General features: G+C 62.1%; 14 protein-coding genes. 5 read left to right on the forward strand and 9 right to left on the reverse strand.

Annotated elements, in window-relative coordinates; translation table 11 throughout:
- Window positions 1-82: 82 nt before the first annotated feature.
- Window positions 83-1363, forward strand: a complete 1281-nt coding sequence (locus AC2CGQ_RS21335) for a YidR family protein (protein WP_484593872.1) — start codon at window positions 83-85, stop codon at window positions 1361-1363.
- A 30-nt stretch (window positions 1364-1393) separates the two neighbouring features.
- Here AC2CGQ_RS21335 and AC2CGQ_RS21340 read toward each other — a convergent pair whose 3' ends face one another.
- On the reverse strand, window positions 1394-1741 hold the full coding sequence (locus tag AC2CGQ_RS21340) for a YceK/YidQ family lipoprotein (RefSeq protein ID WP_004933911.1): 348 nt from the start codon (window positions 1739-1741) through the stop codon (window positions 1394-1396).
- A gap of 309 nt (window positions 1742-2050) precedes the next feature.
- Here AC2CGQ_RS21340 and ibpA point away from each other — a divergent pair, with 309 nt between their 5' ends.
- The 3 genes from ibpA to AC2CGQ_RS21355 all read left to right on the forward strand — a co-directional run bounded on the left by ibpA (window position 2051) and on the right by AC2CGQ_RS21355 (window position 4826).
- A complete protein-coding gene (ibpA, locus tag AC2CGQ_RS21345) occupies window positions 2051-2464 on the forward strand; it encodes a small heat shock chaperone IbpA (protein ID WP_004933919.1) in 414 nt (137 codons plus the stop codon).
- 107 nt (window positions 2465-2571) lie between these two features.
- Window positions 2572-3000 carry a small heat shock chaperone IbpB gene (gene ibpB / locus AC2CGQ_RS21350; protein ID WP_004933922.1) on the forward strand — a complete coding sequence of 143 codons (429 nt, stop codon included), beginning with the start codon at window positions 2572-2574 and terminating at the stop codon, window positions 2998-3000.
- A 167-nt stretch (window positions 3001-3167) separates the two neighbouring features.
- Window positions 3168-4826, forward strand: a complete 1659-nt coding sequence (locus AC2CGQ_RS21355; RefSeq protein WP_015376152.1) for a putative transporter — start codon at window positions 3168-3170, stop codon at window positions 4824-4826.
- A gap of 41 nt (window positions 4827-4867) precedes the next feature.
- On the opposite strand, the gene AC2CGQ_RS21360 is transcribed toward AC2CGQ_RS21355, so the two are convergent.
- Together AC2CGQ_RS21360 and AC2CGQ_RS21365 are read right to left on the reverse strand one after the other, a co-directional pair.
- The gene (locus AC2CGQ_RS21360; RefSeq protein ID WP_484593873.1) at window positions 4868-6121 is read right to left on the reverse strand and encodes a valine--pyruvate transaminase; all 1254 of its coding nucleotides are present in this window, start codon (window positions 6119-6121) and stop codon (window positions 4868-4870) included.
- A 135-nt stretch (window positions 6122-6256) separates the two neighbouring features.
- The gene (locus AC2CGQ_RS21365; protein WP_484593874.1) at window positions 6257-8320 is read right to left on the reverse strand and encodes an alpha-amylase; all 2064 of its coding nucleotides are present in this window, start codon (window positions 8318-8320) and stop codon (window positions 6257-6259) included.
- A 195-nt stretch (window positions 8321-8515) separates the two neighbouring features.
- Between AC2CGQ_RS21365 and AC2CGQ_RS21370 the strand changes: the two genes are divergently transcribed.
- Entirely contained in the window at window positions 8516-8668 is a 153-nt protein-coding gene (locus AC2CGQ_RS21370) for a hypothetical protein (RefSeq protein WP_015376155.1), read from the forward strand.
- Between the two features lies 1 nt (window position 8669).
- Here AC2CGQ_RS21370 and ghrB read toward each other — a convergent pair whose 3' ends face one another.
- From ghrB to AC2CGQ_RS21400, 6 genes are all read right to left on the reverse strand, one after another.
- Window positions 8670-9647 (reverse strand): glyoxylate/hydroxypyruvate reductase GhrB, encoded by a 978-nt coding sequence (gene ghrB, locus AC2CGQ_RS21375; RefSeq protein WP_033631399.1) that lies wholly within the window; start codon window positions 9645-9647, stop codon window positions 8670-8672.
- 73 nt (window positions 9648-9720) lie between these two features.
- On the reverse strand, window positions 9721-10989 hold the full coding sequence (locus AC2CGQ_RS21380) for an MFS transporter (protein WP_004933942.1): 1269 nt from the start codon (window positions 10987-10989) through the stop codon (window positions 9721-9723).
- A gap of 130 nt (window positions 10990-11119) precedes the next feature.
- Entirely contained in the window at window positions 11120-12085 is a 966-nt protein-coding gene (locus AC2CGQ_RS21385; RefSeq protein ID WP_033645233.1) for a sugar kinase, read from the reverse strand.
- A gap of 7 nt (window positions 12086-12092) precedes the next feature.
- The gene (locus AC2CGQ_RS21390; protein WP_021504157.1) at window positions 12093-12845 is read right to left on the reverse strand and encodes a sugar phosphate isomerase/epimerase family protein; all 753 of its coding nucleotides are present in this window, start codon (window positions 12843-12845) and stop codon (window positions 12093-12095) included.
- A 165-nt stretch (window positions 12846-13010) separates the two neighbouring features.
- On the reverse strand, window positions 13011-14045 hold the full coding sequence (locus AC2CGQ_RS21395) for a LacI family DNA-binding transcriptional regulator (protein ID WP_015376159.1): 1035 nt from the start codon (window positions 14043-14045) through the stop codon (window positions 13011-13013).
- Window positions 14046-14169: 124 nt separating this feature from the next.
- Entirely contained in the window at window positions 14170-14832 is a 663-nt protein-coding gene (locus AC2CGQ_RS21400; protein ID WP_004933954.1) for an OmpA family lipoprotein, read from the reverse strand.
- Window positions 14833-14993 lie beyond the last annotated feature (161 nt).

Here is a 14993-nt window from a genome sequence, read left to right on the forward strand (position 1 = left end):
GCAAACGGCGGCGGCGATATGAAACGCTGCCGCCGATCCGGTAAGATGACGGCTCAGTGCCAGCAGGTGCAGGAGAGCCGCCATGAGCCATCGGGAAAAACAACTGACTTTCGACCCTCGTGGGCATCAGTTAACCAATATCAACGTCTGGACGCCGGACAGTCAATGGCTGGCTTATGACGTGCGCCCGCGCGGCGCCTCTTTCACCGGCCTCAGCATCGAGCGTGTCAATGTCGCCAGCGGCGCGGTGGAGGTGATTTATCGCGCCCAGCACGGCGCCCACGTTGGCGTGGTCACGGTCAGCCCCGATGCGCCGGCGCGCTATGCCTTTATTCACGGACCTGAGCACCCGGACAGCGCCTGGCAGTATGATTTTCACCACCGCCGCGGGGTGATCGTCAGCGAACCGGATCGCGAGTTGGCCATCACCCTCGACGCGCTGGATATCACCGCGCCCTATACCCCCGGCGCGCTGCGCGGCGGCAGCCACGTGCACGTTTTCAGTCCGGACGGCAGCCGCCTCAGCTTTACCTACAACGATCACGTGATGCATGAACGCGATCCGGCGCGCGATCTGCGCAACGTCGGCGTGGCCGTGCCGCTGCACGGGGTTAATCCGCCAAAACAGCACCCGCGCGAGTACGACGGCAGCCACTATTGCGTGTTGGTCAGCGAGACGGTGCCGCAGCCACAGCCGGGTAGCGATCAGATCAATCGCGCTTACGAAGAAGGCTGGATCGGCCGCGAAGGCTACCGTAAGGCCGACGGCAGCCGGCAGCGCTGGGCGCTGGCATTTATCGGCGATACGTTGTCCGCCGCCGGAGAGAAGCTGTCTGAGGTGTTTATCGTCGATCTGCCGGAGAACGACGTCGACTACGCCCGGGCGGGCGCTCTGCCGCTGCAGGGGACGGAAAGCGAGCTGCCGGCGCCGCCGCTTGGCGTCAGGCAGCGGCGGGTAACCTTTACCGGGGATCGCCGTTTTCCTAGCGTGGCTGGTGCGCCGCGCCACTGGTTGCGCAGTTCGCCGGACGGCAGCCAGATAGCTTTTCTGATGAAGGACGACGGCGGCGTGGTGCAGCTGTGGACGGTGTCGCCTAACGGTGGCGAGCCGCACCAGGTGAGCCGCAGCGAGCATGACATCCAGTCGGCGTTCAGCTGGCACCCGCAGGGCGGGACGATAGCCTTGGTGTGCGACAACAGCGTGATGCTGTGCGAGGTGGCCAGCGGTCGCCTGCAGCGTTTGACGCCGCGCAGCGTGCAGCCGCCGTCGGGGGATGCCGTGGTGTTCTCGCCGGATGGCAAGAAAGTGGCGTTTATGCGCGAGATAGCGGGGTTCAACCAGATCTTCGTGGTTGAGGCGTAAGGCGGGCCTGATGACCCGCTGCTTGCGCGATTAGTGCGTGGCGGTGCTGTCGTCGCCCTGGCCGGGATTGCCGGTCGCCGCCAAATTCTGCTGCTCGCTGCGCAGGATACGCGCTTTTGGCGAGTCTGCGGTGGCGTCGTTGCCGGAGCGCAGATAGTCGTAAGGCAGCAGCACGGTATCCATCACCGCGGAGAACGGCAGATCCAGCGCCACCAGCGGCATCATCGCCCAGCTGGTGTTGTCGTCCTTCAGCATGTCCACGCTGGCGCGGGTGCCGGGATAGTAACCCTGATTCGGGCCGGTATGGCTCATCACGCTGGAGCAACCGCTGGTCGCCAACAACATGCAGCCCGTCGCTATCGCTTTCATCATCGTCATTAATCCATCCTGCAGGGTTGCTGTGCCCCTAAATTAAGCTGATTTATAACATCCTGTTGCTGCTTTAAAAGAAGCAAAATCCCGCTCTGTGGCGGCTCTCTCACTTTAGTGTAAGTGGTAAAAAAAACTTTTACCTTATTGGTGCAAATTTTTTTGATCCTCGCCTGTTGAATTGATGAAAGCAACCCCCATTTTATCATCAGAGCCGAATTGAGAATTCGCCGTAAGGGAATTCTGGCTTAATTAGCCTGTCCAGAGTGGAAGGCGTATTTATTTCAACCTCGCTGAAGTGCCTTAGGAGGCTGTTTTATGCGTAATTTTGATCTTTCCCCGCTATACCGTTCCGCCATTGGTTTCGATCGCCTGTTCAACGCGCTGGAGGCTGGCCAGAGTCAGGGCAACGGCGGTTATCCCCCTTATAATGTCGAGCTGGTGGATGAAAATCATTATCGGATCGCCATCGCGGTAGCCGGGTTTGCCGAGCAGGAGCTGGAGATCACCACGCAGGACAATCTGCTGATCGTGCGCGGGGCGCACAACAATGAACCGGCAGAAAAAACCTATTTATACCAGGGCATCGCCGAGCGTAATTTCGAGCGTAAATTCCAGCTGGCCGAACATATTCAAATTAAAGGCGCCAAACTGGAGAATGGCCTGTTGTATATCGACATGCAACGCATCGTTCCGGAAACATTAAAACCGCGCCGCATCGAAATTAAATAAATTTCCGTTTCGCCGGCAGGTACGCTGCCGGTAAATATGAAGTCATGATTAGCCTGCCGTCAGGGGGCTGAATAAACACATCTCGCTTAATGAAAGGAGTTGTTCCTATGCGTAATTACGATTTATCCCCGCTTCTGCGTCAGTGGATTGGTTTTGATAAATTGGCCAGTTCAATGGGCGGCCAGGAACCCCAGGGGTTCCCGCCGTATAACATCGAGAAAAGTGACGACAATCACTACCGCATTTCTCTGGCGCTGGCCGGTTTCCGGCAGAGCGAACTGAATATTGAAGTGGAAGGGCCGCGGCTGACCGTCAGCGGTAAACCCACGCCGCCGGAAAAACAGGTCGAGTACCTGCATCAGGGGCTGGTGTGCAAAGAGTTCCAGTTGACCTTCACCCTGGCGGAACACCTGCAGGTGTCCGAGGCCAAATTTGAAAATGGCCTGTTGCACATCGATCTGGTGCGTCAGGTGCCGGAAGCCTTGCAGCCTCAGCGCATCGCCATCGGCGCGACGCCGGAGCTGGAAGCGAAATAACCGGCTGAAAAACGGTCATCATCATGCGGGGGAGATCCAAACGGATCTCCCCCGTTGCGTTATGTGGCGCACGCCACAGTCCCCCCGTCTGCCCGATGCCATAATCCTTGTTAATTGTGTGTCTTTGGCCGCAAATCCCATGTTCAACTTTGGCAAGGATGTGACCTATGAGCGATATCGCCCTGACCGTCAGCATGTTGGCGTTGGCGGCCGTCATTGGGCTGTGGATGGGGAACTGGAAGCTGTATGGCGTCGGGTTGGGCATTGGCGGCGTGCTGTTCGGCGGTATCCTGGTCGGCCACTTTGCCCAGAGCGGGCAAATCAGCCTGAATGGGGACATGCTGCACTTTATCCAGGAGTTTGGCCTGATCCTGTTCGTCTACACCATCGGCATCCAGGTCGGCCCCGGTTTCTTCTCTTCGCTGCGCGTCTCCGGTCTGCGGCTCAACGCCTTCGCGGTGCTGCTGGTGCTGACCGGCGGCATCGTGGCGGCGGCGGTACACAAGCTGTTCGACGTGCCGCTGCCGATCATCCTCGGCGTGTTCTCCGGCGCGGTCACCAACACCCCGGCGCTGGGCGCCGGTCAGCAAATCCTGACCGATCTCGGTTCCGATCCGGCGCTGGTGGACGGCATGGGGATGGGTTACGCCATGGCCTATCCGTTCGGCATATGCGGCATCCTGCTGGTGATGTGGCTGATCCGGCTGATTTTCCGCATCAACATCGAGCGTGAGGCTCAGGCGTTTGAAAGCAGTCTGGGCAATCAGCGCGAGTTGCTGCACGCCATCAACGTGGCGGTGCGCAACCCCAATCTGCAGGGCATGGCGATCAAAAGCGTGCCGCTGCTCAACGGTGAAGCGATCGTCTGTTCGCGCCTCAAGCGCGGGGAGCTGTTGATGGTGCCGGCGCCGCACGAGCGGCTGGAGCTTGGCGACTACCTGCATCTGGTGGGCAAACGCGAAGATCTGGAGAACGCCCGGTTGGTGATCGGCGAAGAGGTGGATGCCTCGCTGTCGACGCGCGGCACTGCGCTGCAGGTGGTGAGGGCGGTGGTGACCAACGAGCAGGTGCTGGGCAAGAAAATCCGCGATCTGAATCTGAAGCAAAAGTATGACGTGGTGATTTCACGCCTCAACCGCGCTGGCGTGGAGCTGGTGGCCGGCAGCAACGTGACGCTGCAGTTTGGCGACATTCTCAACCTGGTCGGCCGGCCGGAGGCCATCGACGCGGTGACGGCGATTGTCGGCAACGCCCAACAAAAACTGCAGCAGGTGCAGATGCTGCCGGTCTTTATCGGTATCGGCCTCGGGGTATTGCTCGGTTCCATTCCGCTGTTCGTGCCCGGCTTCCCGGCGGCATTGCGGCTGGGGCTGGCCGGCGGGCCGCTGGTGGCGGCGCTGATCCTGGGGCGCATCGGCAGCATCGGCAAGCTGTACTGGTTTATGCCGCCGAGCGCCAACCTGGCGCTGCGCGAACTGGGCATCGTGCTGTTTCTGGCGGTGGTTGGTTTGAAATCGGGCGGTAACTTCATCGATACGTTGCTGCACGGCGAGGGGCTGACGTGGGTCGGGTACGGCGCCTTGATCACCGCGATTCCGCTGCTGAGCGTCGGTATTCTGGCGCGCACGGTGGGCAAGATGAACTACCTGACGCTGTCCGGCATGCTGGCGGGATCGATGACCGATCCGCCGGCGCTGGCGTTCGCCAACGGTCTGCATCCCACCAGCGGCGCCGCGGCGCTGTCTTACGCCACCGTTTATCCGCTGGCGATGTTCCTGCGCATCATGTCGCCGCAGCTGCTGGCGGTGCTGTTCTGGACGCTGTAATCCAAAAAAAGGCGCCGTAGCGGCGCCCTGATGGATTGCGCTTAGTTCGCTTCCTGATGCGCACGCTCGATCTCTTCTGCCAGGATCGCCACGCCGCGCTCGATTTTCTCCGGGTCGGGCACGTAGTTCATGCGCATGCACTGGTGGGTGTGCGGCCAGTCGTGCTCCAGCCCCGGGAAGAAGTAGTGGCCCGGCACCATCAGCACGCCGCGCTTTTTCAGGCGCTGATACAGCACCTCGGTGGTGATCGGCAGATCCTTGAACCACAGCCAGAGGAAGATGGCCCCTTCCGGTTTGTGGATCAGGCAGCGCTCCGGCGACAGGTAGCGGCGGATAATCTCGATGGTGTGTTCGACGCGCTGTTTGTAAAACGGGCGAATCACCTCGTTCGACAGGCGCAGCAGATCGCCGCGCGCGATCATTTCCGTCGCCATCGCCGGCCCCATGCTGCCCGGCGACAGGCTGATGATGCCGTTCATGTTGGTCAGCGCGGTGATCACCTTCTCGTCGGCGATCACGATGCCGCAGCGCGAGCCCGGCAGGCCGAGTTTGGACAGGCTCATGCACAGGATGGTGTTCGGGTTCCACAGCGGCGTGGCGTCGCTGAAGATAATGCCGGGGAACGGCACGCCGTAGGCGTTGTCGATCACCAGCGGAATATCGCGCTGCTGCGCCAGCAGGTCGAGCTTTATCAGCTCTTCGTCGGTGATCACGTTGCCGGTCGGGTTGGTCGGCCGTGAAACGCAGATCATGCCGATGTCGTCGCCGATGGTGAGGTGTTCGAAATCAACGTGATATTTGAACTGGCCGTCCGGCAGCAGCTCGATGTTCGGTTTGGCGGAGACGAACAGCCCTTCGTCCAGCCCGGCATCGGCATAGCCGATATATTCCGGCGCCAATGGGAACAGCACGCGGCGGCGCGAACCGTCGGCGTAGCGGCCGGCGAACAGGTTGAACAAGTAGAAAAACGCGCTTTGGCTGCCGTTCGTCAGTGCAATATTCTGTGGCGAAATCTCCCAGCCGAGCTCGTCGCGCAGCAGATTGGCCAGCGCTTTCAGCAGCGCGTCCTTGCCTTGCGGGCCGTCGTAGTTGCACAACGCTTCGGTCAGTTTGCCCTGGTCGAGCATCTCCTGGCACAGCTGTTTGAAGTAGGCTTCCATCTCTGGGATCTGCGCCGGGTTGCCGCCGCCGAGCATGATGGCACCGGGGGTGCGCAGGCCTTCGTTCAGGTCGTCCATCAAACGGGTAATGCCCGCATAACGGGTAAATTTTTCGCCGAAAAGTGAGAAAGTCATAGGTGCAGCAGTACTGTTTTTTAGCAGGTAATCCCCCACCATACCGCCAGACAAATTCCTCTGCAATGCGGCCGACAAATCGACCAATGGGCAAAAGCTTCGCTCATTAGCCGATTGTCAGCATATTACGCTGGATTATTGTGACCGTTCGCCGGCCCATACCACCATCACCTTATCGTCGCCGAGTCGACGGCTGAAGGCATAGTAGGCGGCGCGCGGCTGCGGGGTTTGCACGCCGCCACCGATCGCCGGGTGGCGAGCGCGGAACTGCCCCAACCGTTGCCAGTGGGCCAGCAGCGAGGCTTTTTCCCCCTGCAACTCAGGCCAGTTCATGTCGGAGCGGGTGCCCTGCAGCGGATCGGAACCGGTTGGGCCGAGCGGGCGGCCGCTTTCATCGCCGTAGTAAATCTGCACCGCCCCCGGCGCCAGCAACAGCAGGTTCGCCGCCCGCTGTTGGCGCACCTGCGAGCCTTTGGCGTCGCTGGCGAAGAACAGCCGGGTGTCATGTGAAGAGAGGTAGCTCAACACGTTGAAATCCTGCAGCCGCTCGGCCATCTGCCGGTAGGTGGCATCGATGTCGGCAAAGCAGCCCAGCGCCTGCGACGCCTGGTCCTGGAAATCGAAGTTGATCATCGCGTCGAAGCCGTTTTGGTAATAGTCGCTTTTCATCACCCCGTGGCCCCAGGCCTCGCCGGTCATCCAAAACGGCGCGTCATCCAGCGCCTGCTGTGGATGCTCCGCTTTCCACGCCGCCAATGCCGCCGTGGCGCGCTGCTTCAACAGCGCCAGCGTCGGTTTTTCCACGTGCTTGGCGGTGTCGACGCGAAAACCGTCGATGCCGTAATCGCGCACCCACTGGCTGAGCCAGACGGTCAGGTAATCGCGGGTGGTGGCGCCGGGCATGTCGCGAGCGGCGGTGTCGGGTTTGTGGCGATAGAACAGCGGCAGGCCGCTGGCGCCGGGCGCTTCGGTTTTGATGTCCGGCAGGAAGGCCAGCGACATCGTCAGGTCGTCATAGCCCGGCGCGTCATAGTCGCCGATGTCGGTGCGGATCCAGTTTTTCCCCCACCATGGGCGCCAGCCCGCCTTGTCGCTGAAATTGATGTAATCGTTGAAGCTGTGCCAGTTTTGCCCTGGCCCGGGGCGCCAGTCGTTCCAGTTTTTCCCCAGGGTTTTCTCCACCTCTGCACCCTGCAGATACAGCGAGCCGAAGTGGAACGTTTGCATATCCGCCAGCGTGGCGTAGCCGACATGGTTCACCACCACGTCGAACAGAATGCGAATGCCGCGCTGATGGGCCTGCTCGACCAGCGTGCGCAGCTCCTGTTCGGTGCCCATGTTGGCGTCGAGGCGCGTCCAGTCCAGCGCGTAATAGCCGTGATAGGCGTAATGCGGGAAATCGCCTTGGGTGCCGCCGCCGACCCAGCCGTGGATCTGCTCCAGCGGTGAGCTGATCCACAAGGCGTTGACGCCGAGCTGCTGCAGATAATCCAGCTTCTGCGTCAGGCCGGCCAGATCGCCGCCGTGAAAGGTGCCTATTTCCTGCAGGCCGTCGCTGCGGCGCCCGTAGCTGTGGTCATTGGCCGGATTGCCGTTCTCAAAGCGATCGGTCAGCACGAAGTAGACCGTGGCGTTATGCCAACTGAACGCCGCCGGTTTCGCCGTGGCGGCGGATTCCAGCAGCAACAGGCCGCCGCTGGCGGCGGCGGGCTGCAGCGTGATTTTCCCCTGGCTCACCTGCGCCGTTTGGCCGGAATAGAAATCGCGCAGCGTTTCGCCTTCGGTGAAGGTGGAGGCGACGTCGACCGTGACCGGCTTGCCGTCCCAGCGCGGGCAGCTGCGCACGGCAACGGCGGCGCTTTCCGGCGCGCTGCTCAGGCTGAGCTGCAGCGTCGGCGTGCCGCTGCGGGTGTCGATGCGCACCTGATAATCGCCGGCGCGGAACTGCCGCCAGCTGGCCGGCGGATGGGCGCCGCAGGGCTGCAGCGACAGCGTTTGGTTAAGCTTCACCGCCTCGGCGGGCTGCCAGCAGTGGTTATCCTGATACAGCCGCAGCGGCAGTTGGCCTTTGGGCAGCGCGGCCTGGCTGGCGAACAGCCCGGCGGCAGTTTCGTCGAAGGCCGGGAAACCCGCCAACGTCCAGCCGGCCAGTGCCGAAGGCGACAGCAGTATCAACAAGGGCAGGGGTAACAGTTTCATGGCTCTCCTTACGCGTGGCAGGAAGCGTTTTTTCCGCTGGGTAGCGCCAGTGTGGCAAACGGCGGAAAAATGGCCTCCTCCCTGCGAGGGTTTTTCGGGGAGGAGGAGAAGGGCGGAGCGTTTTCGGATTGATTCGGCTTGGCTTTGCGCGCGCGCTGCGGCAGATTAAACGATGAACATCAAAGGAGGTTAGCGATGACGGACAAAAACTGGCGAGAAGAGATCGTTCGGGCAATTCAGGATGCCGAATTGCAGCACTTCGCCGAAGAACATCAGCTGCAGGCGCTGTTCGCGCCGCAGCAGGAAGAGCAACACGGCCGGTTATCCGCAGACCACCGGCCGCGCTGAGTTATTTCCGCAACAGCTGCGGATTGACGCAGTTTTCTTTCACCGTGCCGGTCAATGCCGCGATCAAGTTATCCACCGCGCAGGCGGCCATGCCGTAGCGGGTTTCATGGGTGGCGGAGCCGATGTGCGGCAACGCCACCACGTTCGGCATGCTGAGCAGCGGCGAATTGGCCGGCAGCGGCTCTTTCTCGAACACGTCCAACCCGGCGGCGTGGATCACGCCGTTTTGCAGCGCTTCGATCAACGCCTGCTCATCCACCACCGGCCCGCGGCCGGCGTTGATCAGAATGCCGCTTTTCTTCATTTTCGCCAGCTGATCGCGGCCGATCAGATGGAAAGTTTGTTCGGTCAGCGGCAACGTGATGCAAACGAAATCCGATTCGGCCAGCAGGGTATCCAGATCGCAGCGACGGGCGTTGAAGCGTTGCTCCGCCTCTTCGTGCGTGCGGCGGGCGTTGTACAGCACCGGCATGCCGAAGCCGAAGTGCGCGCGCTGCGCCAGCGCCAGGCCGATGCGCCCCATGCCGAGGATGCCGATGGTTTTGTGGTGCACGTCGACGCCGAACCAGTCCGGCCCGATGCTGCCGCGCCATTCGCCGGCCTTCACCCGCTCCGCCACTTCCACCACCCGGCGCGCGGTCGCCAGCACCAGGCTCATGATGGTGTCGGCGACGGTTTCGGTCAGCACCGTCGGGGTATGCATCAGCAGCACGTTATGGGCGTTGAGCGCCTCGACGTCGAAGTTGTCGTAGCCGACGGAAACGGTCGAGGCCGCGCGCAGTTTGGGCGCCTGCTGCAGGAAAGCTTCGTCAATTTTACCGCCGGAACCGATGATCCCTTCGGCCTGCTGCAGCGCCTGGCGCAGTTCGTCGCGGTTCTCCGGCTGCAGGCCGTTGAAGGCGTGCACGGTGAAGTGCTGTTCCAGACGTTCACGCAGATCGGCGGGCAGGCTTTTGTACAATACGATAGAAGGCTTCATCACGAACTCCAGCTGGGCCAAAGGGGGCATGGCGCCCCCCCGGTTGGGTTAACAGAGAAAAAGTATAACCGGATCAAGCCAATTGTGGCTGGATCTCGTTGCGGGCGGGCTTGACGATCAGCGTCAGCACCACCGCCACCACCAGTGCGATGGCCATAAACATGTAAGAGGCCGCCGGGCTGCCGGTGGCGCCATTCAGATAGCCGACGAACCACGAACCGAAGAACGAACCCAGCGCGCCCATGCTGTTGATCAGCGCCATGGCGCCCCCGGCGACGTTTTTCGGCAGCATTTCCGGAATGATGGCGAAGAACGGCCCATAAGGGGCGTACATCGCGGCGCCGGCGACCACCAGCAGGCCGTAGGAGATCCAGAAGTGGTTGGTGCCGACGGCGTAAGAGCCGAAGAACGCCAGCGCGCCGATCAGCAGCAGCGGCCAGACGAACAGCTTGCGGTTTTGCATTTTGTCCGACGCCCAGGAGACGACGATCATGGCGATGGTTGCCGCCAGGTAAGGCACCGCCGACAGCCAGCCGGCTTCCACCATGCCCATCTGCATGCCGCTGCGCAGGATGGAAGGCAGCCACAGCACGAAGCCGTACACGCCGATGCTCCAGGCGAAGTACTGCACGCACAACAGGATCACGTTGCGTGAGCGGAAGGCTTCGCCGTAGTTGCGCACGGCCTTGATGCCTTTCTGTTCTTCGTCCAACTGCTGTTGCAGCGCCTGTTTCTCATCGGCGCTCAACCAGCCGGCCTGCGCCGGTTTGTCTTTCGCCAGCACCCACCAGCAGAACGCCCAGATAACCGCCGGAATGCCCTCGATGATGAACATTTCGCGCCAGCCGAAGGCGTGGATCAGGTAGCCTGACACCACAGACATCCACAGCACCGTCACCGGGTTGCCGAGGATCAGGAAGGTATTGGCGCGTGACCGCTCCGATTTGGTGAACCAGTTGCTGATGTAGATCAGCATCGCCGGCATCACCGCCGCTTCCACCACGCCGAGGATAAAGCGGATGGCGGCCAACATCGGGATATTGCTCACCACGCCGGTCAGCGAGGCGCAACCGCCCCACAGGATCAGGCACCAGAAGATCAATTTTTTGACGCTGCGGCGTTCGGCGTAGATGGCGCCGGGAATTTGGAAGAAGAAATAACCGAGGAAAAACAGCGCGCCCAGCAGCGAGGCCATGCCCTTGGTGATGCCGAGATCCTCATTGATGCCGGCGGCGGAGGCGAAGCTGAAGTTGGCGCGATCGAGATAGGCCAGGCTGTAGGTGATAAACACGATGGGCATGATGTACCACCAGCGTTTGGCCGCGACAGTCGCTTTGTTCATGTTCAGTATCCTTCAGTGGTGTTGCATCCCCTTCGCCCGGCATGCCAGAAGAAGGGGCAGATGCTCTCCCGACGCGTCCCGGTTGTAGGGCCAGAGGCTGACGTCATGCGGAGAAGTCGTTTTTTTATTGTTATTCGGCCAGCGCCGCGCGGGTCGGCAGGCCTTCGCTGTCGCCGATGGCCTGGATCGCCAGCGAACCGATTTTGTTGCCGCGCTGCACCGCCTGTACCAGCGTTTTGCCTTCCAGCAGGGCGCTGAGGGTGCCGACGGCAAAGCCATCACCCGCCCCCACGGTATCCACCACGTTGTCGACCTTGACTGCGGCCACCGCCGCCTTATCGCCGGCGGCGGTTTTAAACCAGGCGCCGTCCGGGCCGGTTTTGATGATCACCGCCTGCACGCCGCGTTCCAGATAGAAATCGGCGATGCCTTCCGGCGTCGATTGGCCGGTGAGGATCTGCCCCTCTTTCAGCCCCGGCAGCACCCAGTCGGCGGCGAACGCCAGCTGGTTCAGCTGCTCGATCATCACCTCGCGGCTGGGCCACAGCACCGGGCGCAGATTGGGGTCGAACGAAATGGTTTTGCCCATGGCGCGCATCTCGCGCGCCGCATGGTGGCACAGCGCCAGCGATTCGCCGGACAGCGCCGCCGCCACGCCGCTCAGGTGCAGGTGGCGCGCGGAACCGAAATACTCGCGGTTAAAATCGGCAATCGACAGGTGGCTGGCCGCCGAGCCCTTGCGGAAGTACTCCACGCTGGGATCGGTACCATCGGTGGTTTTGGATTTCACCTGAAAACCGGTCGGATAGTGGCCATCGACCGTCACCTGCCGGTAGTTGATGCCTTCTTTTTTCAGCTGCTGCAGGGCGAAGCGGCCGAACGAGTCATTGCCGACGCGGCTGACCCAGCCGACGTTCATGCCCAGACGCGCCAGGCCGATCGCCACGTTCAGTTCGGCGCCGGCGATGCGTTTGGTGAAGGTTTCCACCTCCGCCAGGTCGCCGGTTTGCGCCGCCACGAACATCGCCATGGCTTCGCCCAGCGTGACCACATCCAGGGGCGTCTGCTGCGCCGTCGTTGCCGTTAACGTTGTCATCATGGGGTTACTCCGCACGCAAAATATTGACGTAATGACGGGTGACGGCCTCCAGGTCATCGCCCTGCAACGGGAATTCGATACCGCGCGGCGCATCGTGCGGCAGGCGGGCCAGCAGATCGCGCCAGCTGCCGTCGGTATCGTCCAGCGCGACGGCGCGCCAGCCGCGCGGGCCTTGGGTGGCGGCTTTGACGTGCACGTAACCGACGTGGCGGGCCAGGCGCTCGGCGGCGGCGAAGGCGTCTTGCCCCACCCACAGCCAGTTGGCCATATCGAAGGTCATGCTGACCGGCAGATGGCTATCTTCCGCGGCGTGGAAAAAGGCGTTCAGCATCGACAAAATGCCGCAGTCCGGCGTTTGGTCGTTCTCGACCACCAGCTTGACCGGGTGTTGCTCCAGCGCCACTTTCAGCTCGGTAAAATCGAAGCCGGGGCGGAAATGACCGAGGGACAGCTTCAGCTGGCGCGCGTTCAGCGCCTGCGCTTCCGCCAGCAGCGCCGGCAGGTTGGGGTTCAGCGTATGTTGCGGGGTGAACAGCGCCTCAGGGGCGGAGTAGACGGCGAACAGCTGCTGGCGATCGATCTCTTGCGCCAGCGCCGGCAGGCTGTCCAGCTCGCCGGCGGCGAACAGTTCGCGGCGGATCTCCACCCCGTCGGCGCCAGCGCCGGCGATGAGGGGCAACAGCGCGCGCTGGCCGCCGTGTTGTTTGACGGTATCGGTGCCGTAGGCGCCGGTGACCACGATGATTTCTGTTTTCATTTTGACTCCTGAGGCGGCATTGTCGCCGCCGCTGCTGTTACCGGTACGTTAAATGGAACCGGTTCCAACGAAAAGCGGCAGAGTGTAAAAATATGATCGCAATCACGAAGCTGAGCAAAAAACAGCCGGTGAGGACGGGACGGTTAACGCCCCGGAAAAGGCGGGTTAGCGGGTGGTGGAGCCGCGGACGATCAGCTCGCCGGAGAACATCTGCTCGCCGCTGGGGGCGGCCAGGCCCTGAATGCGATGCACCAGCCGTTCCAGCGCCGCGTGCCCCATTTGGTAGGTGGGCTGTTTCAGCGTGGTGATGCCGACGCCCGCCAGTTCCGCCCACTCCAGTTCGTCAAAGCCCAGCAGGCCGATGTCGTTGCCCCACTGGATGCCGAGCCGACGCATGGCGCGCGCCACCTGCAGCGTCAGGGCGCCGTTGGCGGAGATCACCGCCTTGCGCATGCCGCGGTGGCGGCCGCTGAAATCGCTCAGCACCTGCTCCAGTTTCTGCCGATCGTTGAGCGGCGTTTCGGCCTGCTCCGCCAACAGCGCGGGGTGCTGCGCCATGGTATGCCTGAAGGCGTGCAGGCGTTCCAGGCGGGTATTGACCGTACCGAGCGGCTCGCTGAGGAACAGGATCGCTTCGAAACCTTGTTGCAACAGGTGTTCGGTGGCGACGGTGGCCGCTTCGCGGTTGTTCAGGCCCACCACGTCGCAGGCGAAATCGGGGATTTTGCGGTCGATCAACACCATCGGCAGCATCGACTGTTGCAGCGTGGATAACGCTTCCTCGCGCATGCCGACCGCGTTGACCACAATGCCTTCCACCCGGTAACTGCTGAGCAGCTGCAGGTAGTGCTGCTCCTGATTGACTTCGTTGTTGGTGTTACACACCAGCAGGGTAAAGCCGTGCTGGCGGCAGGCGGCCTCGATGCCGCGCATCACGTCCACCGAGTAGGGGTTGGTGATATCGGCGAGGATCAGGCCGATCAGACGGGTCTGGCCGCCCTTCAGGCTGCGCGCCATCTGGCTTGGCCGGTAGTCGAGCTGCTGGATCGCCTGTTCGATGCGCTGTTTGAGATCGTCGGAAAGCAGGTGTTGTTCACCATTCAGATAGCGCGACACGCTGGTCTTGCCGGTTTTGGCGATGCTGGCCACATCGCTGATGGTGGCGCGTCCCGATGCGCGCGTTGCCTTGACAGTGCTCACAGCCGATCCCTCCTGCGGTTAATTGCCAAGGAGACTACCATACCCGATGTGCGGGCGGGAATGTTGAAGGGTAAGGAGAAAATCGCAGGGAGGCGGCGGGGCGCAGGTGGCGCCCCGCACGGGATTACTGCAGCGGGCTGAGCGTGATCTCGACGCGGCGGTTTTGCGCCTTGCCTTCCGCGGTGCTGTTGGAGGCGATCGGGTTGTCCGGGCCGGCGCCGGTGGTGCGGATACGGTTCGCCGCCACGCCCTGGGTGATCAGCGCGCTGGCTACGCCGTCGGCGCGCTGCTGCGACAGGTTCATGTTGAGCGAGCGGGAACCGGTGCTGTCGGTGTAGCCGACCACGTTGACCGCGGTTTTCGGATACTCTTTCAGCACCATGGCGACGCCGGTCAGGGTGTTGGCGCCCGCCGGTTTCAGCGTGGCGCTGCTGCTGTCGAAGGTCACGTTGTTCGGCATGTTCAGCACGATGTTGTCGCCCTGACGGGTGACGCTGACGCCGGTGCCTTTCATCTTGTCGCGCAGTTTGGCTTCCTGCACGTCCATGTAATAGCCTACGCCGCCGCCGAGGGCTGCACCGGCCGCTGCGCCGATCAGCGCACCCTTGCCGCGATCTTTCTTGGAAGAGGACAGCACGCCGACGCCGGCGCCCAGTGCGGCGCCGAGGCCTGCGCCGATGCCGGATTTGCCGGCTTCGGATTCACCGGTGTAAGGGTTGGTGGTACAGGCCGACAGCGCGAGCGTAAGGCTCACGGCGCCGGCAATAATTGCAATGCGTTTTTTCATGTTCTTGTCCTTAATGGCATCAGAATCTGTACGCGCCGGCCCAAAACGGGGACGCAAAAAAGTGGGTGACGCAGGGAGCCCGCATCGCCGCGCTACCTATGACGCGCGCTTTCGCCGGCAGTTCCGGAGAAAAACGTGACAAATGATGAGCGCGGGTAAGT

This window comes from Serratia sp. DFXYC6 (genome assembly GCF_057196085.1).